Raw genomic sequence first — 19,177 nt, 5'->3', positions numbered from 1 at the left:
TTAGTGGTTATGTGCAGCGCCGGATTTTTCGATATCCGCTTTGATCAGATAGCTGTTCTCAGTGACATAGCGATCCCCCGCTTTGAGACCACTCAGCACTTCCGTTACTTTGCCATCGGTACGCCCAAGCTTGAGCGGGCGAATTTCGTAGGCTTCGCCCACCTTGACAAATACCACTGTCCAATTGCGAAATGGCTGCAGAGCCCGATTTTCCACCACGAGAGGTACAGGACTTTCACTGGTTACCACTTGGCCCTGAACCATTAAATCGGTTGTCCAAAGATCGTTAGGATTCTCAATTACCGCTCTTGCAATCGCGAAGGGTTGGCCATTACCGCCGGGAGCGAGGCTAGCAATGGTTGAATCGAAAGTTCTCTCTCCAGCTGTAATGGACACTTTTTGGCCGCGACTGATCTGACCACGGCGAGTGGGAAATACCTGTAGTTCAGCCCACAATTGATTGTAATTGGCGATAGTAAACAGGACTCGTTCACCACTAAACTCACCACGGCTGGCTTGTTTATCGATTATCTGGCCGCTAATAGGCGCAACCAGCGGGTAAGTTTGCAGGCTGTCATTGGATTCAATCGTAGCGAGTTTTTCCCCTTTTTCTACCAAATCACCCAGTGCTTTTTCGATAGTGACCAGAGTTCCCGGGTAGCGTGCGCGCACATGGCTAAGGCTGCGGTGATCAACGGCTGTTTTACCGTATAGAGTGACACTCTCTTTTATTGTGCCGGAGCCAGCAACAGCAGTTTCAATGCCGGCTTTTATTGCCATTTCCTCAGAGATTTGTACACGGCCTTCATGGGATTCGTAACTCCATTCTGCTCGCTCCCCGTTATGAAGAACAGAAACAGTAACATCGAAAGAATGCGGTTCCCCTACAGCACCTTCACCGCGGTAATACCCGTTGCGTTGCACCCAGGCAAATGGGATACGATCCACTTTCCCACCGAGTCTCTTTAACTCTACGGTAAGGCGAGCATTTTCCTGAGGCTTACCTCCCCGAGAAATCCAAGCGCGAAATTCCGGCTGAATGCCTCGCTCATAAATAAGCAGTTCAACTGACAGATCACCCTTTTCCAGTAAACGGCCTCCATTTGGGCCTTTCTCTACCTCATGCTCGCCGTGCTCGTCATGGCTATCACTATGATCACCACTTGCATAGCTTTGGGGCACCAACCAATTCCCCAAGAGAAACAGGGAAAGGAACAGTATCGCCAGCTGATTCGCTTTAGTTGACTCACTCATATTTCAATCCAAAATTATTTACTGCTATCGACGCTCATGGGCCCTAAGGGCCCGGCGGTCAGCTGTTCAATTTCTGCGCCGAAAAGAAGTACGGATCGCGCCGCTTCAATGCGGGCTCGCTCGGCACTCAACAATTCATCCCGGGCAGAAATCAGGTCTACATAGGAATCCCTACCCCGGCGGTAAGCGCGATCCACTTCAGTTAAAGCCTGGCGCAGCTTGGGGATTACAGAGTCTTGCAAGGTGGAGACAGTGCCCAGAGCCTGTTCACGGCTGGTCACTGCGAGAAAAAGCTGTGGGTAGAGCTGCAAAAGTGCTGCCTCACGACGCAGCATGACCTCATCCAGCTCTGTCATTGCCGTTAGTTCAGCACCGCGATTACGTTTAGCGGTAAATAGGGGGACACTGAAACCCGCCTGGACTGCAGTTTCATTAACTGCCGGATTCACACGAAGACCTGCATACCATCCAACATCCGGTCTGGAATTCGCCTGGGTCAGGCGTAGCCGGGAGGCTTGCAAACGCTCTTCAGAAGCAAATCGTGCTATCGCAGGGTTTGCCTGGGCTCTTTCATAAAGCGCCTCAAAACTTGCACCCGGATCAAAGCGATAAAGCTCAGCGGAGTCCACGCGATAATTTTGGGCTGGCTGCCCCCAGAGTGCCGAGAGCGCATGCTTGTAGTACACCAGCATGCTCTGATCGGTCTGTTGTGCGAGGATCGCTTTTGCCAGAGAAGACTCCGCACGCATACGCTCTGAGACGGGGCTGGCCGCAGCACTGACCCGCGCGCTTACAGCGCTCAAAGCCTCACGTGCCAGCGCGACTTTCTCTTCCGCCAAAACCACCAGCTCTTGGGCGGCCAAGACCTGGGTATAGCGGCGGATCACTTCCGCCAACAGATCCAAAGCCTTAGCCTGTTCATCGGCGATTAACAGGTCGCGCTGCGCATTGACAACATCTATACGAGCCTGGCGTTTATTGCCCATCTCCACGACTGAGGAAAGAGTTACCGTCAGCTCAAACTCATTGTCGGCATCGTCCTCTGGATCTGGAGTATTGTCCGAGTCACCTTCATTGAAGTGCTTGTACTCGGCCTCAACACCCAGCTCCATCTCCGGCTTTAGTGCCGCAGTCTGCCCGGTACCATCCAAACCCCTTTTCTGCAATGGAAAAACTGCAAGCTCCGGATTCTGCGCAAGCGTAAGCCCTATCGCATCCGGTAGTGTTAGCAAGTCCCCCTCCTGTGCAAATACAGGTTGCACAGGCAAACACAATATCGCCATCGCCAATAGCCAGGCGGCAAGGCGACGAATCACACTCGCAATGAGCGTGTGAAACAAATCCATGGATATCTCCCAAATCACATCCCATATACGTGAGTTGGGTCTTGCGACTCTCTTAACTCACGCAGTAATAGATCGATCAGACTTGGGTTATAGGTGGGCGCAGTAAGGGGGAGAAGTAACCGCTGGGTACCGCGACATTAATCACTTCACGATAAGAAATGGTACCCCAGAGAAGGGGTTGGAATGACTGTCCGAGCAGTCCGGCAACGGTACTGCCATGGCAGTGGCAACAGTGATTACAAAAGTCGAGAAGTGGTGACTGTTGCGCGGGCTCATCGACAGGGAGCGAAACTTGAACCACCTCGCCAAGTTCCGGCGAAGTGAATTCACTATTGAGATCAGATTGGTCCAGATGGTGGGGAAGTAGATGCTCGGTTACATCCTGCAGTTCTTCATGACTGTCATAGAAAGCCCCTGCGGTCTGGAAGACCAGCAGTGCGATCAATAAAAAAGACAGCCTAACTAGGTTCATATGAACAAGGGGACCACAAAATCTTATTCTGGACTCTAGCAAACATGTCAGGATAGCTCAAACAGAAAACCCTCTCAGAATTTGTGCACCGCCAACGGCTTTGAGAAATAGAAGCCCTAGTCAGCAAAGTGAGCCCCCTGTCCATTTGGTCACCCTCAACTCCTCTACACTGATTTTGATGCCATTAACTTGAGTTTGTACCGGGAGGTATCTGTATATGCTTGCCCCTCATCCACTTGGCTGCCACACCAGAGCAATGCTTCTTGCTGTGTCAATAGCCTTAATTCCGGCCGTAGTTGCACAGCCCACTCCCCCACCGCCTCAGCCAGGTAGTCCGCCGACCCAGGACCAGCAGGGGGGCTCAAACAATCCACCGCAGGGCCAGCCCCCAGCTCCTAGTGACAATACTACCGGTCAGGGCCAACCCCCTGCGCCACCGGGGGACACAACCGGTCAAGGTCAACCCTCTTCACCACCAGATACCTCACCTGGACAAGGGCAAAGCGCTCAGTCCTTGGCGGGAGTTGACCAAAATGGTGAAGCTATTGACCCCAAAGCCATGGAGGCACTGAAGGCAATGGGAAAATACCTGGCGAGCATGAAGATGCTGATGTTCAAAGCCAGAATTTTTGCCGATGTAGTACTTGAGAATGAGCAAAAGTTATTGATCGGGGGCAAAGTCAGATACATGGCAATGCCACCAGATAAACTGCGCGTGGATATGACTACTGATTCAATTACTCGGAACTTTATTCACAATGGTGGCAAGTTCACCATGATTGCCCCGCGCAATGGTTATTTTGCCGAAATGGAGGCCTCTCAACCCACCTCCCAAGTACTCTCCAAGGCAGCAAAGGAATACGGCATTGAAGTACCTTTTGCAGACCTTCTGGAATGGGGGCGCAAACCGGACGCCTGGGCAGGGATCAAGGAGGGCTTTCTGGTTAACTCTCCCAAAGTTAACGGGCAACGTACCAAGCACTGGGCTTTCCGTTCGGAAAACCTGGACTGGGAGATCTGGATCCAGGTTGGCGATAAGCCCCTACCACTTCGCATATCCACCGTTAATACCCGCGATCCAGCCAAGCCGCGCTTTATCGCGACACTTAAATGGATGAAGGCCAAACCAGAAGCGGCAAAAGAGTTCACTCCAGCTACCGGGAAGCACAAACAAATCCCGTTTAAAAAGGCTGAGCCAAACAAGCAGGAGGCGCCACAATGATCCATGCTAAGCATCGTAAGTCGCGAGCCTTGTCACTATGGGCGGCACCACTATTACTCTCCGGAACTCTGCTCGCCGCAGTGTTCAGCTCTCAGGTGGAGGCGCGCGAGCATTTTGGTGGACGCGGCGCGCATTTTAATGTGGGTGGACACTTCAATGCGGTTCGCCCAGGACCCGGAGGAGGCTTCCACGGTGAATTTGCACGGGGGGACTTTGAGCGCAGGTTTCCAAACCATCCACCATTCCACCCCATTCGCCCGGGGCACCACCGTCACCCTCCTTACCCTCCACCCTGGCGCCCTCGACACTGGCCCTATCCAGGCCCTAGATATTGGGGGGTTACTGCCGTGGGTGTTGGTGGCTGGCTCTACACACTACCTCCCAGCTGTGTCAGTGTGACGGTCGGTAATGTGACCTATGAGCGATGTGGGTCTTATTGGTATCAACCCCATTTCGTGGCAGGGCATATCGCCTATCGGCATGTAGGAGCACCACGGCGGCCGCGGCGATAGCTTGAAATTCTTCCAGCGCCTAACTGAAACTCTCGATTGGGTTTATGGCGCTGGGAGACTTATAGGAACGTTAGTCCTCAGTTCTTTCCGGCCCACCCTCGGCATAGGATTTACTGATACCACGGAGGATGCTGAGCTGTTTGCCAAAGTTCCTACATGGGGCGCACATTGCCAAATGCAGCTTAAGGCTGGCCTGCTCCCGCAACTGCAGCCTGCGCTCCTGGGACTCCGACATCAACCGCGTAGCTTCCCGGCACGATTTCATTGACTCAGCCCTCCACGCCAAACCAGTTATCTTCCAGGCATTCACGTAATCGCAGGCGCGCCCGGTGCAATGTCACATTTAAGTTGCTCACCGAAATCTCTGCTGCGGCACAGATCTCGTGACTCTCCAGCTCAATAAACTCTCGCATCATAAATATTTGCGCCTGACGGGAAGGCAGATGATTGAGGCATGCATCGAAGATTCGCCAAAAATGCTTGTCGTGAATGGCCGACTCGGGGTCTGCCCATTTCTTTGGTCGCTCATCCTTTCTCCAGTGGCCGGTTTGATCAAATAACTCGTCGTGATCGTGCTCCTCGCGATCGCCGCGCACCAGCTGGTCGGCATCAACAAAGCGCTGCCGTTGTCGCAAAATGTCGGCGATCTTGTTCTTCAAGATGGCAAACACCCAGGTTTTCAGGGCCGATCGCCCGGTAAAGCTGCGGGAGTTTTTCAGGGCTCCCATAAGGGCCTCTTGCACAGCATCTTCAGCCAATTGGGCATCCTGCAACTGCAAGCTGGCAAAACGAAGCATCTGCTGGCGCAGGTCCACCAGAAACTGGGGGTTCTGCAAAGATTCCTCAACTCTTGGTTCAGGCGAAGCATCAGGGGCAAGGTAATCGCTCAACTACGTTCCCTCATAAAATCGAAGCGGAGACCGGCGATATTAACTAAAAAGCGAGAATTATCTAACAGCCAGCTCACCCTGACACCAAAAGGCAACTTAATTCCCTCTGCCGGTACTAACAACACAATCACAAAGTTATTAGTCGTGAAGCAGCGGGACTTGTTACAAAAAGAAAGGACAGGTAAAAAACAACCCTCGAATGGCGCCCAGCGCCCGAAAGGAAAATCACTCTGCGAAAGGTATGCTCCATGCATGATATTGTTCAGGACTACTACGGACGCCAGCTAAAAAGCACATCAGATCTCAAAACTGATGCCTGCTGCGATGCCAGTGCGGTGCCAAGTTGGCTGAAGCCGCTACTAGCCAATATACATCCAGAAGTCCTCTCCCGCTATTACGGTTGCGGGCTCGTGTGCCCCCCGCTTTTAGAAGGCTGCAGGGTTCTCGATCTTGGCTGTGGTTCAGGTCGCGATGTCTACCTCCTCTCCCAACTCGTGGGAGCAAGCGGTGAAGTGGTCGGTATTGACATGACCGATGAACAACTACAAGTTGCCCGCCAGCATCAGGATTATCATGCAGAAAAGTTTGGCTATGACAACATCACCTTTCTGCATGGTTATATCGAAAAACTGGATGAACTCGGCCTGGAACCGGGTAGTTTCGATGTTATTGTCTCCAATTGTGTCGTGAATCTCTCTACCGACAAAGGGGCCGTGTTACGAGGCCTATATCAATTATTAAAGGAAGGTGGAGAGTTCTACTTTTCCGATGTGTATGCCGATAGGCGCGTCCCTGACACTCTGCGTACGGATCCCGAACTTATCGGCGAGTGCCTGGGTGGTGCTCTCTACTGGAACGATTTCCTCGAACTGGCCCAGGCCAGCGGCTTCCGCGATAGCCGACTGGTGCAAAGTCGCCCACTGGAAGTGACCAATGCGCTTTTGCTTGCCCGCTGTGGCAGTGTTCGCTTTTACTCCGCCAGCTACCGTCTTTTCAAACTGGCAGGCTTGGAAAAAGACTGTGAAGACTACGGCCAGGCTGTAGTTTATAAGGGGAGCATTCCAGAACAACCGACTGAATTTGTATTGGATGGACACCACCGGATTGAGAAGGGGCGTGTGTTTTCTGTCTGCGGTAATACGTGGAAAATGCTGGCAGAAACGCGCTTGGCTCCCCACTTTGACTTTATCGGTGACTTCTCCCAGCACTTCGGTTTATTTCCCGGTTGCGGTCGAGAGATGCCTTTCTCTGAGGGGGCTACTAACCCTTCAATAAGCAGTAGCGACACTGGTAGTCAGTGCTGCTAACCGTTTGACCCAACTACTCAGCGTCGCAACAGCGACGCCGAGTATTCAAGCTCTATTCCGCCGAATGACAAAGTCGAGAAATTTGGGGACTCTATGTTCGAGCCAATAATTCGGCCGCCACACAGAACCCCCAACAAATCCCACATGCCCCCCCTGTAAAGTGACTTCTAACTGCACCATGGAGCTCACTTCTCTCTTCTCGGGAATAGCCGATGGACAAACGAAGGGATCATCCACAGAGTTTACGACCATCGTTGGCACCCCAATTTCCCGTAAAAGATGCTTGCTAGATGCCTTGGTGTAATAGTCATCAACATCCCGAAACCCATGCAAGGGCGCGGTAAAAGTGTTGTCAAAGCGCCGGAAGTTGGCAAAGACCGTAGCATCATCCACATTTGGCAGAGCTGCCGCCATACAGGGGTCTTGCGCCTTTTGTTTGAGAGTGAGGCGCAGGCAACTCAAAAGATGGCGCTGGTAAAGTCTGGAAAGGCCAGTATTAATCTTGCGACTACACGCATGGAGATCCATTGGAGAAGATATCGCCACCGCCGCAGCCACCGGGCTGCAGGTTCCATCCTCCCCCAGCATCTTAAGCAGTACATTGCCACCCAACGAGTAACCCACCACCGTAATTGGGGTCAGGGGTAACTCCCCCCTCAGCTGTTCTACCAACCAACGTGGATCCTCACTATCTCCGCTGTGGTATGCCCGGGGCAACCTGTTTGGCACACCCCCACAACCGCGGAAGTGCATGACAGCAACCTGGTAGCGGCGTGCGAGTAAGGATTCCATCATACCCTGGACATAGGGAGAAGCCACCGAGCCACCTAGACCATGGAGAATCAAGACTAATGGGAGTTCAGGGTCATCAACCAAAGGGCGAGGAGTGAGTAGTGCGAGACAATCCCCGTCCGGCGTTTCATACCAACGGCACTGGGTTTCTATCCATGGAGCTGGGCGATGCACACGGCCAAAGACGGTTTGAATATGACAGTTTCCAAGACCTGTGGCGGGGATAAACTGATCAGTCATATACCGGATTCCGCTATTGCTATTTACCTGCCCTACTCTGCTCAATTTAGGCACTTCTATATAGCGACCAAGCAGAGCTGGCTTCGCGAAGCATGAGGGGTAGCTGCCCCTCGAAAGTATTGCGCGAATATCATCAGTATATAACCTGCGAGGACATATGTTGGGTTAGGCGACGGGTATCGTGTGTTATTACTGCAGCTGAACCTTAGTTTTGGACATGGTTTCAGGCACGAAGATCAGAAAGAAGGTTGCGGCAATAGTGGCAATCCCCGCCAGCGATAAGAACGCGGCGTTATACCCGAAGTACTGAACAACATATTCTGCCGAGAAATTACTGCAGGCAGAACCAATCCCCACTAAAGCAGCCATGGCGCCCTGAGTAATGTTGAAGCGTCCTGTACCCTTAGTAAGATCGGCGCACATCAGAATGATGATCACCCCAAAGATGCCGTTGGCCACACCGTCTAACGACTGTATAGCCACTAAAAAGAAAGGGTTATCTGTAGACATAAACAAGAGCGCACGAATTGGGTTAATACAAAAACCGATCATAAAGATAACTTTACGTCCCCAGGCATCGGCTTTGGCTGCACACATTAGTGACATCAACATCATCCAAAATTGCGCAGCAATTATGCAGGCAGAGGTAAAAGCAATGGCCTGGTTCACATTCGAATTGAGTGACAGCTTCTGGCTGACCAGAGGCAACATAGCCGCATTGCCAAAATGGAATAGAAAAACACTCACAGCCAAAGCGATCAGGCGTTTATCGGTAAGCAATACAGAAAAACCGGCAGGCTCCCTTTTTCCCGAAACATCGCGCCGTTCACCGCCCCGTGCTCGAATATGATCAATTGAATGAGCAGGAATAAATCCAACTGAGATAGCCATTAATACGCCCATAACGGCCATCAACCAGAAAACCCCTTCCGCAGCGATCGTTAGCGCTACAATTCCAGCAATCGCCGCAGCAAATACATTGCCCGCATGATTGGCCGCCTGGTTAGCACTTGTCTGTAATGTAAAAGTCTTATCACTACAAACTCCCAGAGTAATGGCTGCAATAGAGGGAGCCACGAAAGCAATAGCCGCCCCCATTAACACCTGGGAGCCATAAATGACAGGTTTGTGATTGGCCAGTGCAACAATAGCGATAGAGACAATCGCAATAATGATTCCGCAAGCTGCTATTAGCATACGCTTAAAGCGGGTGCTATCGATAAAAGCCCCTGCGGGTGTTTGTAATAAAACCGTAGTGATGCCACCAATAGCTAAAACAATGCCAATATCCCCTGGCTTCCAGTGCATAGCTGACAACAGGTATATCGCCAAATAAGGACCTAAACCTGCAACCACATCTCCCGCGAAGAAGTTCGTAAAAAGAAGAGGCTTGTTTAAACTCATAGAGAAGTCTTATTGTGGGATTTATCAGCCCAGGTGAATGCCCTGACACCAAGTATAAGAAGCGGAGAATGATTTTTAGAGTAGCAGTAAGCAGAGACGACATCCGAGGCTGCGCCAATGTCCCTTAGCCTGATAGTATCGGCGATCATCTTCTTAATGATTGCTGCCCGGCAGTGGCTCCCCTCCACGATTCGCATCTGGCATATTATGACCCTTGGTGCGATCGCTTTGCTGCTCATGCGTCAAATTACCTTTAGAGAGGCTTTCTGGGCCATAGATTGGGATCTGATATTATATTTATTCTCGGTCTTCTCTATTGCCTCAGCTCTGTACGATACAGGGATATCCGCACAAATCAGCCATCGGATTCTTTCAATCAAGCATCCAAGTCTTGTATTAATAAGTTATATCCTCGTAATGGCAATTTGTGCAGCCCTTCTTACCAATGATGCCGCTGCTGTAATTGGTGTACCCATTGCAATTGTACTTGCACGGAATATGAAATGGGGACTGATTCCACTCCTGATTACACTCTGTGCAACAGTCACAATTGGCAGCATGGTATCCCCCGTAGGCAATCCCCAAAACATACTGATTGCCAACGCCGGGAACTTCGACAATATGTTTGTCGTTTTTGCCCAGTGGACTCTTGCGCCCGCTATCGTCACTATGTTTCTGTCCATGCTATGGCTGAAACGTTTTTTCAAAACCAGCGATATAATCAATTACGAAGCTAGTAAAGAGTACAGGGAGGCGGAAAAGGTTGCGCAAAAGTGGCCGGCACTTTTATCTGCAGCCCTATTATTAATCTTTATTGTCCTTGCCAGTATCCTACACAACGTGGATGGCATATATCACCCAAGTATTGGGCAAATCGGGCTAGCCGCTTGTTTGCCGATATATTTGGCCAGCCATGAGCGCAGACGGATATTAAGAGAGGTAGACTGGCCCACTCTTTTTTTCTTTGTTTCTATGTTTGTTGTAACCGGATCACTGCTACAATCTGGCTCTCTCCAGCACTTCCTGAAAATGGGCAATATTGATTTAGCAGAACCAGAGACCGTAGCTTTTGTCAGCTTCTTTGCAAGCCAGCTATTCTCCAATGTACCAGTAGTAGAGATCTACCTTAACCTTTTGCATCAACGTGACCCCCAAACCTTAATGATGCTTTCCGCAATATCTACAGTTGCCGGCAACCTGTTTATTATTAGCGCGGCCAGTAATGTTATCGTGCTACAGCAGGCAGAGAAATTCGGGGTAAAGCCTTTTAATTTCTGGCAATTCTTTTACCTGATGCTGCCAGTCAGTTTTATAAGCGTACTGATAAGTTATATCTGGATTCTCTGGTATGCATCCTGGCAGTAAACAGCAACAAAACCTACAGTAGTGAGAAATAAAGAAGCCATTAGATATACTTAAGCTTTTTTAGGTTTCTCTATACGCGCATATAAACGGTAATCGCCATTTTGGAGCAACAAATAGATATTATAAGGTTCGAATTTTTCACCATCTTCCATTCCAGGGCTCCCAACCGGCATCCCTGAAACTATTAGCCCCACACTACCCTCTGGCGGTGAGGCCAGGAAATTCTGGATATACATAGCCGGAACATGCCCCTCAAAAACATACTGATCGCGCCATACCGCTGTGTGGCAGCCTTCCATTCCTCTAGGAATACCCCATTTACGTTTAACCTCCTGCATATTCACTTTAAAAACAGAGGTGGCCGTGAAGTCCTTTTCCTTTAGGTGCGCCATCCATTTTTTACAGCAAAAACATAAAGGATGCTTATAAACAATAAGTTCCGCAGCGTCATCACCGCTTTCTGCGAAAGCACCACCAACTATTGCGATAGCAAATAGAAGCAATAAAAAAATCTTTTTCAACTGCCACCTCTTTATTCAAATTTTAAATAGCCTGAGCGTAATGAATCACATAAGTCTTAGCAGAATCCTGCCAAAAGCAAACGGACTCAAATCCACTGCGGGCCAATAAACTCTTGAACCCAGCAATTGAATACTTGTGGCTATTTTCAGTATGGATTGTTTCCCCTTCAATAAAGTCTATACATGTATCCGCTATAGAAACACTGTGGTTTTTAAGACAAACCAAGTGCATTTCCACTCGCTGACGCAACGGGTGGTAAAATGCTCGATGCGCGAATAGAGAAAGATCAAAGTTTGCTCCTAGCTCAACATTGATCCTTTGCAGAAGGTTCAGATTAAACCGCTCAGTAACGTGATCACTATCGTTATAGGCTCGCTCTAAAATCACAGAATCCTTGACTAGGTCTGTACCAATCAACAAGCCATCGCCAGCATCAAGGTTCGAGGCAAACAACTTCAAGAGGCGCTCCGCCTCCAATGGCTCAAAATTTCCTATTGTGGACCCCGGAAAAAAGATAACTTTTTTTCTTGAGGAAACATGAATAAGCTTATTCCATACCTCAGATTGGGAAAAATCACCCACCTCACTCCATACCTGGACTCCCGGTAAACTCTTTTTGATCCGTTTTTCTGCCTCCAGTAAAATCTCGGGAGAAATATCTATTGGGCAGTAACCCCTGGGGGAATCCATAGCATCAAGAAGCTCTTCTACCTTCTCACAATTCCCTGCACCTGGTTCTATCAGCAGTGTTTCAGGTCCAAATTTTTGAGCAATTTCATCCCGATAGGTTGTAAATATATCCGCCTCATTTCGGGTCAGGTAGTAATCTTGTGAATCGCAGATTTCCTCAAACAGGCGTGAACCAACTTCATCGTATAAATATTTGCAAGGCAATGTCTTTCTTTTTCTACTCAGCCCCTCCAAAACATCCCCCAGGAACTCATTATTCTGGAGTTGATTCTCAATAACTGACGATACGGCTGCTTTCACTTTAGTCTCCTGCCAATCGGACACCGGTAAATTGCCACGCTTGATGTGGATAAAAGAAATTCCTGTAACTGATTCTGATATGATCAGATGGGGTTGCGAAGGATCCTCCGCGCAAGACCTTCTGGTTACACATGAATTTGCCGTTGTACTCGCCAACTGCATCCTTGTGGGCCTTGAAACCGTGGTATGGCAAATAAGCACTAGAAGTCCATTCCCAAAGGTCCCCCAAGAACTGGGTATGGCCATTTTGAGCCGCCAAGGGCTTCAGATAACGTTTTTCCAACAAGTTGGCACTGGCAAGCTGATTTACTTGTCGCAAGTGACAAGCCGCTGCCTCCCACTCAAATTCTGTTGGCAGTCTTTTGCCGGCCCAGGTGGCAAAGGCATCCGCCTCATAAAACGAAAGGTGATGCACAGGTTCAAAACCATTCAACGGTTGTAACCCATGTAACGTATATTGCTGCCAGCCGTCTTTCGTTTCACGCCAGTACAAAGGATGTTTCTGAGCGTTCTTTTGCACCTTTGACCAACCATCCGACAACCACAGGCGATGCTGTTGATAGCCTCCATCCTCAATAAACTCCAGATATTCAGCGTTACTGACTAAACGTGAAGCAATTGAAAAGTCAGGCAGAAACTGTTGGTGTACAGGCCCTTCATTATCAAAAAAGAAATCCTCCCCATCACTACCGATACCATAGAATCCGCCGGGTATTTCCAGCCAGCAAAGGGCAGCAACACTCTCAGCTTCTTCTTCGTGAGTATTATCACTATAAGCAGGTGCCATTGGATTCATCGATAGAGCATGCTTGATATCAGTCAGCAGTAATTCCTGGTGTTGCTGCTCATGATTGAGGCCAAGATCCAGCAAAGCACTAATGGTTGAAGTAATGGGGGCTATATCTAACAGCTGTTCTATTGCCGTATCTACAGACTGGCGATAGGCGTAGATGCGCTCAATTCCAGGCCTGGAGATTACCCCCCTTTGCGGTCTGGAGTATGGGGTACCCAAACTGTTGTAGTAGGAATTAAAAAGATGGTGAAAATGCGGGTCAAAGAGCTGGTAATTGGGGAGGTAAGGAGCGAGTAAGAATGTTTCAAAAAACCAGCTGGTGTGCGCCAGGTGCCACTTGGTTGGGCTCGCATCCGGCATCGACTGCAGCTGCATATCCTCGACAGATAAAGGTGCAGCAAGACACTCTGTCTCCCCCCGCACCCTTTGATAAGCTAAAAGAACCCGCTGCTGTAACTCTTCCAGAGATACTTCACCTGCAAATATTGTCATATCAATTATCAACTACGATAGAATTCAGTTCTATTGAAATCATCATACGCAGTTTTAGGCGTATTCCTAAGAGCTTGCAGAACTACACGATCTAATCCACGCCACTTTATTCAATTAAGAAAAACTCATGCAAAAAAAAGGGCCGGATAACCGGCCCACACTCTCGTCATGCTGACATGAATAATGAATTAAAATCGTGCAGTAAAATCTGCGCCATACATTCTCGGCATAAAACGCCATGCCGGGCTCGCCCCGATCGCAGCACCAGTGCCACCATAACCCCCAGCGATTTCCTCATCGGTTAAATTCTGCACCCAAAGGGCTACTGAATAGTTATCCGATGCGCTATTCCAAGCAGCACGCAGATTAAATAACTGATAATCATCCACGATGCGGGTTCTATCGGTGATGGAGCCGATGCGCTCATCCGTCCAGTTATAATCTCCACGGAATACAAACTCTCCACCTGAAGCTAAATCCACTGTGTACTCAGCCATCAGGTTGAGCTTACTTTCGGGAGTGGAAACCCTGGCCTGACCAACCTTGGAGTCTTCCTCGGTTTCACCAATAACCGTAATAATTTGATAGTCTGTGAATTCCGTGTCCAAGTATGAATAATTACCGGCAATGAATAGACTATCGGTAGCGGCCCACTGCACTTCTATCTCGGCACCGGTCCCCTCAGCGTCAGCATTTCTCAGGTTGTAGCTGGGGATTGGGTAACCGACCAGATCCAACTCCTGAAGGTTTTTATACTCATAGGTGTATACAGACGCATTTAGACGCACGCGGTTATCAAACAGGCTACTCTTAAGCCCCACTTCCAAATTGACGACATCTTCCTGATCAAATGAGGATTCCACACCTGGACCAAAGTTAAGGCTGTTAAATCCGCCGGCCTTAAAACCATCCGCCAAGGAGATAAAGGTCATCATCTCATCAGTCCAGCGATAGTCGAGCACGATGCGGCCGGAAATATCACTCCAGCTATCACTCAGCTTGGAATTTAACTCTGTTTGACCATTGTTATAAAAGGCGATGCCAAAAAGCTGTGAGCCCAGGTCAACTGTTGGCAGTGTGATGCTGCCGACTTTATTGCCATTTTCATCTAGGAGATCCACGTCTCCGCCAGACAATGACAGCGGGATACTGTTGCCATAGGCGGTTTGAATAGTGAAATCTTTCTTATCGTAGGTGTAGCGGGCACCGACCGTCAGATCCATTTTGTCGGTGATACTCCAGGTCATATCACCATAGAGCGCTGTAGAGCGGTAATCACCAGTATTGCGCACACTCTCATTCCAAGGGGCATCAGAAGCTATCCAGGGCTGGAAGCCTGCCATCATCTGCTCTACAACCTGATCCGCCCTGAGCATACTGCCACTTACCGGCGCGCCTAGCGCATGAAGTAACGCATCCACCTGGCCACTTTGCAACATCAAGTCATAGACAAAAGTCGCACTGGCAACGCCTTCCAGCCCCATCGACTGCAATAACTGCCGATTCATAACCGCCAGGTCTTCCTGCTCTGTTTGGGTCAATTCTGGAAAACTCTCTTTGATACCTTCGTAAACGGCAAAAGATTCAACAGAACCGGTAGTGAAATAAGCGTAAGTTGTGTGGTCCAGCTCCTCTTGGGAGTATGAGGCTCCCAGAGTCCATTTAATCGAGTCGGTAGCACCGTTGAGGCGGAATTCCTGCGAGAACTGGCTTTGGTCATCTGTATTCGCAGACCCAAACATATGGTCAGGATTGGCTGTGCCATCCTCGTCCTGCTGCAGGTGCGCATCAAACTTTCGATAAGCCGTGATCGAGGTAAGGGTAAAGTTATCGAACTCTTTGCTAACGGTCAGGGAAGTGCCGAAAGAATCTCGATCTTCAATGGTTGGTGTATCCAGAGCGTAGTCCCCGAATACATCGGTTCCCTCTTTTAGGCTGGGCACAATAGTTGTGCGCAACGCACTACCCTGATCCATTACGCCATAGTCTGCCCGCCATAGCACCTCAATATCTTCCGCAGGCTCCCACAGAACAGATGCGCGGTAGGTCTGGGTATCCTGATCACCTACTGAAAAACCACCCGCCAAATTATCCGCAAAGGGGTCTCGGCGGTTAGTGGATGCGGAGAAACGAGCGGAAAGCGTATCGGTTAGCTGGCGATTGAGAAGCAGATCGGAGGACTGGCGGCCATAATTACCAGCGGTGAGATTTAGCTCGACGGTATTATCTGCCTGGGGCTTGGTGGTAATAATATGAATGGCCCCACCCGTAGCATTACGCCCAAAAAGCGTACCTTGTGGGCCTTTCAGAACCTCCACTCTTTCTATATCCGTCAGGGGAATTTCGGCGCCCGCACCGCGACCGGTGTAGACACCGTCCACATAAACAGCAACGGCCGGATCGGATCCCACGGTCCAATCGTTGGTTTGAATACCGCGGATACTGTATGTTGGCTGCAAAGCGGTATCATTGTGCATCTCGACACCAGGTGTATACCGGCCTAGATCCGTGAGATTTTTGACACCCGACTCTTTTATATTTTCCCCGGTAAATGCGGAAATCGCGATCGGTACTTCCTGCAGGTTTTCCGCTCGCTTTTGTGCCGTAACTACAACTTCTTCAATTTCTGCAGCTTGAACATTAGCGCTCACAGCTGTAAAGAAGGCAATAGCGCCGGAGAGGATAGAGAGGTTAAATTGACGGTTTTTTACGGTGCTACCAACATCGTGCATCATCGCGTCCTCGCATTTATTGTTATACAGCGTGATGTATTGGTTTTTTATTTTTGTTATTCCACGCCATCTTACGGTCGCCTTTTTGGATTTAAAACCCCGACATGACCTTTTTCTTATGACTGGTCAGTTTTGTGAAGGATTGCGCGAAAAGACAGGTTAATCGGCGAAAATAGCTATCTATTATCGTCACGAAAAGTTACTAAGGTGTGTTCTCTAGTAACTTATATATTTACGGATTCTATAGAGTCCGATTTTACCAACGTCCATTTCATTAACCGCTATACGGGAAAAACTATGGTGCGTTCGTCTTATTTAAAAAGTCGTGTATTGCCCTTACTCGTTGTAATTTCGGCACTCATCGCAATTGCTCTTCTCGCAGTCTGGGGTTGGTGGCGACAAAGCCTGCCATCACTCGAAGGAAGTATTGTCACAGGGCAACTACTAGAACCCGCATTAATTCACCGGGATAAGCAGGGTGTAGTAATCATTCAATCCGATGACCGTAATAGCAGCGCTTTTGCCCTGGGCTTATTACATGCCCAGGAGCGCTTTTTCCAGATGGACCTGTTGCGCCGAAGCTCCGCCGGTGAGCTGTCTGAATTGGTAGGAGCCGCCGCACTAAAGAAAGATAAAAAGGTCCGTAGACACCAGTTTCGCAAGCGGGCAGAGAGGAATATTGCGGCTATGCCTGAAGACCAGCGCCAACTTCTCAACCACTATGTTCAAGGGGTAAATTTTGGCCTGCAGTATCTGAACGCTAAACCCTGGGAGTATTTGCTTCTGGGGCAAGAGCCCAGGCCATGGAACGCAGCAGACAGCCTGCTGGCAACCTTTAGCATGTACTTAACATTGCAAAGTGAAGAGGGCAAGTTTGAGCGGCGCGATACCGCCTTAGCAGATCTGTTACCCCAAGATCTCTATGCTTTCTTCTTTCCCGCCGGAGGTATTTGGGATGCCCCTCTAATTGGCGAAGCGGAATCTCTCGATAATATTCCAGAAACACCTATCTATTCATTACTGGATACAAGCGATCCCATTACTTATCAAGCCATGCAGAGTGATGACAAAGTTTACGGTAGTAACAATTGGGTTGTTGGGGGGGCTTTAACAGAACATGGTGGTGCCATACTCGCGAACGACATGCACCTGGGACTGGCTGTACCCAATATCTGGTTTCGCGCCGGCTGGAATATTCCAGGAACTGAAAGAAGTATCCGCGGTGTGACCCTGCCCGGGGGCCCAATTGTGGTAGCAGGTAGTAATGGCGCAGTTGCCTGGGGCTTTACCAATACCGGAGCGGATTGGGGTGACCTTATCCCACTGGAATTAAACTCTGATGGAACCCAGTATCTGACCCCGGATGGCTGGCGAGATCTCTCTATCGAACAGGAAACCATAAAAGTAAAAGGTGCCAAAGATGAAACCATAGCAGTAGAAAAAACCGTCTGGGGACCTGTTATCGGTAAAGACCACCGGGGAACCCCCCTCGCCTACCGCTGGGTTGCCCACGATATTTCCGGTGGCAATATGAACTTGCTGCGGATGGAATCTATTACCTCCGCCAGCGAGGCATTAGACCTGGGCCCAGACATCGGTATTCCTCACCAGAATTTTGTTGTAGGCGATAAAGAAGGCAATATTGGCTGGACAATCGCTGGACCCATTCCCAAGCGTATTGGCTTTGATGGCAGCCGTTCAGTAAGTTGGGCCGGTGGGACTATTTACTGGAACGGATATCTTACGAAGGAGGAACAACCGCGAATTTACAACCCTGACAACCACCGCCTTTGGAGCGCTAATGCCCGCATCCTGAGCGGTGACTGGCTAACAATAATGGGCGACCATGGCTATGCTCTCGGTGCCCGACAGCAGCAAATTCGCGACAGCCTGCTTGCCCGCCAACAATTTAATGAGCGAGCGCTATTGGATATACAGCTGGATGATCGCGCTATCTTTTTTCAGCGATGGCAGCAACATCTCTCAGAACTTCTACATGACCGAGAAGGCTATAAAGAAGCCTATCAACTCGTTCGCGACTGGGGTGGACACGCCAGCACTAATTCGGTTGGGTACCGGATTATACGTAACTATCGTTTAAAGTTTATGGAGCTGAGTACCGCCCCCATTCTTACTTTTATGCGAAAAACCCAACCGAACTTTTCCTTCGGCCAGTTAAAACGTCAATTTGAGTATCCGATCTGGGCCCTTGCGCAAGAAGAGCCACAGCATTTACTGAATCCCGACTTTGAGTCTTGGACAGCTCTGAAGCTATCTGCACTTAACCAAGTACTGGATAAAATGTCGATAGGCGGGCTCCCACTACTAGAGCAAACCTGGGGTGAGCAAAACACGGCTTCCATTCGACACCCATTGGCAAAAGCAGTCTCGGCCATAGATTGGTTTACCGCCATGCCCAAGGACCAATTGTCAGGAGACACCCATATGCCCCGCATTCAATCTCCAAACCATGGTGCCTCAGAGCGAATGGTTATTTCCCCTGGGCGCGAAGAGCAGGGTATTTTTCATATGGCTACAGGGCAAAGCAGTCACCCGTTATCCCCGTTTTTTGACAAAGGCCACGAAGATTGGGTCGAGGGGAACCCCTCCCCTTTTATTGAGGGGGAGAGCCGCTATCTGCTCAGGCTGCAATAACTGCCGTAACTTTACTGAAAATACTGATAAAAAATTTATTCAGGCCTATCCCCACCCACACTCGCTGCGGCACAAGCCTGTGCCGCTAATGCTCATGACAGGATTTTTAGATTAACCATTGGAAACAGACATTAGGCAGTCTCATCCAGAATAGCGAATGACAGGAAGGTGGTAAAAAAAGCTAGGCCA

16 protein-coding genes are annotated in these 19,177 nt (G+C 49.5%); 5 read left to right on the top strand and 11 right to left on the bottom strand.

The annotated features are described in order from the left end of the window. From ACJJI0_RS03895 to ACJJI0_RS03885, 3 genes are all read right to left on the bottom strand, one after another. Nucleotides 1-1,254 (bottom strand): efflux RND transporter periplasmic adaptor subunit, encoded by a 1,254-nt coding sequence (locus ACJJI0_RS03895; protein WP_444884743.1) that lies wholly within the window; start codon nt 1,252-1,254, stop codon nt 1-3. A gap of 14 nt (nt 1,255-1,268) precedes the next feature. Then, on the bottom strand, nt 1,269-2,600 hold the full coding sequence (locus ACJJI0_RS03890) for a TolC family protein (protein WP_444884742.1): 1,332 nt from the start codon (nt 2,598-2,600) through the stop codon (nt 1,269-1,271). A gap of 76 nt (nt 2,601-2,676) precedes the next feature. After that, a complete protein-coding gene (locus ACJJI0_RS03885; protein WP_444884741.1) occupies nt 2,677-3,072 on the bottom strand; it encodes a hypothetical protein in 396 nt (131 codons plus the stop codon). A gap of 217 nt (nt 3,073-3,289) precedes the next feature. Between ACJJI0_RS03885 and ACJJI0_RS03880 the strand changes: the two genes are divergently transcribed. Continuing rightward, the gene (locus ACJJI0_RS03880) at nt 3,290-4,294 is read left to right on the top strand and encodes a DUF2092 domain-containing protein (protein WP_444884740.1); all 1,005 of its coding nucleotides are present in this window, start codon (nt 3,290-3,292) and stop codon (nt 4,292-4,294) included. Continuing rightward, on the top strand, nt 4,291-4,806 hold the full coding sequence (locus ACJJI0_RS03875; RefSeq protein ID WP_252081766.1) for a hypothetical protein: 516 nt from the start codon (nt 4,291-4,293) through the stop codon (nt 4,804-4,806). Before ACJJI0_RS03880 ends, ACJJI0_RS03875 begins: the two co-directional genes overlap by 4 nt. A gap of 70 nt (nt 4,807-4,876) precedes the next feature. Here ACJJI0_RS03875 and ACJJI0_RS03870 read toward each other — a convergent pair whose 3' ends face one another. Next, nucleotides 4,877-5,071 carry a zf-HC2 domain-containing protein gene (locus tag ACJJI0_RS03870; protein WP_252081767.1) on the bottom strand — a complete coding sequence of 65 codons (195 nt, stop codon included), beginning with the start codon at nt 5,069-5,071 and terminating at the stop codon, nt 4,877-4,879. 4 nt (nt 5,072-5,075) lie between these two features. Then, the gene (locus ACJJI0_RS03865) at nt 5,076-5,696 is read right to left on the bottom strand and encodes an RNA polymerase factor sigma-70 (protein ID WP_252081768.1); all 621 of its coding nucleotides are present in this window, start codon (nt 5,694-5,696) and stop codon (nt 5,076-5,078) included. Between the two features lie 248 nt (nt 5,697-5,944). On the opposite strand from ACJJI0_RS03865, the gene ACJJI0_RS03860 reads away from it, so the two are divergent. Next, complete coding sequence (locus tag ACJJI0_RS03860; protein ID WP_444884739.1) at nt 5,945-7,003, top strand: methyltransferase domain-containing protein; 1,059 nt, start codon at nt 5,945-5,947, stop codon at nt 7,001-7,003. 45 nt (nt 7,004-7,048) lie between these two features. Here the strand turns inward: ACJJI0_RS03860 and ACJJI0_RS03855 are convergent, their stop codons facing one another. After that, nucleotides 7,049-8,035, bottom strand: coding sequence for a hydrolase (locus ACJJI0_RS03855; RefSeq protein WP_444884738.1), 987 nt, complete (start codon nt 8,033-8,035; stop codon nt 7,049-7,051). A 189-nt stretch (nt 8,036-8,224) separates the two neighbouring features. Continuing rightward, nucleotides 8,225-9,439, bottom strand: a complete 1,215-nt coding sequence (locus tag ACJJI0_RS03850; RefSeq protein WP_444884737.1) for an MFS transporter — start codon at nt 9,437-9,439, stop codon at nt 8,225-8,227. Between the two features lie 117 nt (nt 9,440-9,556). Between ACJJI0_RS03850 and ACJJI0_RS03845 the strand changes: the two genes are divergently transcribed. Next, nucleotides 9,557-10,804, top strand: a complete 1,248-nt coding sequence (locus ACJJI0_RS03845; RefSeq protein ID WP_444884736.1) for an ArsB/NhaD family transporter — start codon at nt 9,557-9,559, stop codon at nt 10,802-10,804. Between the two features lie 50 nt (nt 10,805-10,854). Here ACJJI0_RS03845 and ACJJI0_RS03840 read toward each other — a convergent pair whose 3' ends face one another. The 4 genes from ACJJI0_RS03840 to ACJJI0_RS03825 form a co-directional block, all read right to left on the bottom strand. Next, nucleotides 10,855-11,325, bottom strand: a complete 471-nt coding sequence (locus tag ACJJI0_RS03840) for a DUF411 domain-containing protein (RefSeq protein ID WP_444884735.1) — start codon at nt 11,323-11,325, stop codon at nt 10,855-10,857. 22 nt (nt 11,326-11,347) lie between these two features. Next, a complete protein-coding gene (gene egtD, locus ACJJI0_RS03835; protein WP_444884734.1) occupies nt 11,348-12,316 on the bottom strand; it encodes an L-histidine N(alpha)-methyltransferase in 969 nt (322 codons plus the stop codon). Nucleotide 12,317: 1 nt separating this feature from the next. Further along, the gene (egtB, locus tag ACJJI0_RS03830; RefSeq protein WP_444884733.1) at nt 12,318-13,601 is read right to left on the bottom strand and encodes an ergothioneine biosynthesis protein EgtB; all 1,284 of its coding nucleotides are present in this window, start codon (nt 13,599-13,601) and stop codon (nt 12,318-12,320) included. Between the two features lie 188 nt (nt 13,602-13,789). Then, complete coding sequence (locus ACJJI0_RS03825) at nt 13,790-16,336, bottom strand: TonB-dependent receptor (protein ID WP_444884732.1); 2,547 nt, start codon at nt 16,334-16,336, stop codon at nt 13,790-13,792. 294 nt (nt 16,337-16,630) lie between these two features. Here ACJJI0_RS03825 and ACJJI0_RS03820 point away from each other — a divergent pair, with 294 nt between their 5' ends. Further along, on the top strand, nt 16,631-18,988 hold the full coding sequence (locus ACJJI0_RS03820) for a penicillin acylase family protein (RefSeq protein WP_444884731.1): 2,358 nt from the start codon (nt 16,631-16,633) through the stop codon (nt 18,986-18,988). Nucleotides 18,989-19,177: the final 189 nt, after the last annotated feature.

It is taken from the genome of Microbulbifer mixtoriginis (SeqCode), from assembly GCF_052466695.1.
Note: the sequence above shows the minus strand (reverse complement) of the source record. Positions and strands in the feature narration are given on the sequence as shown.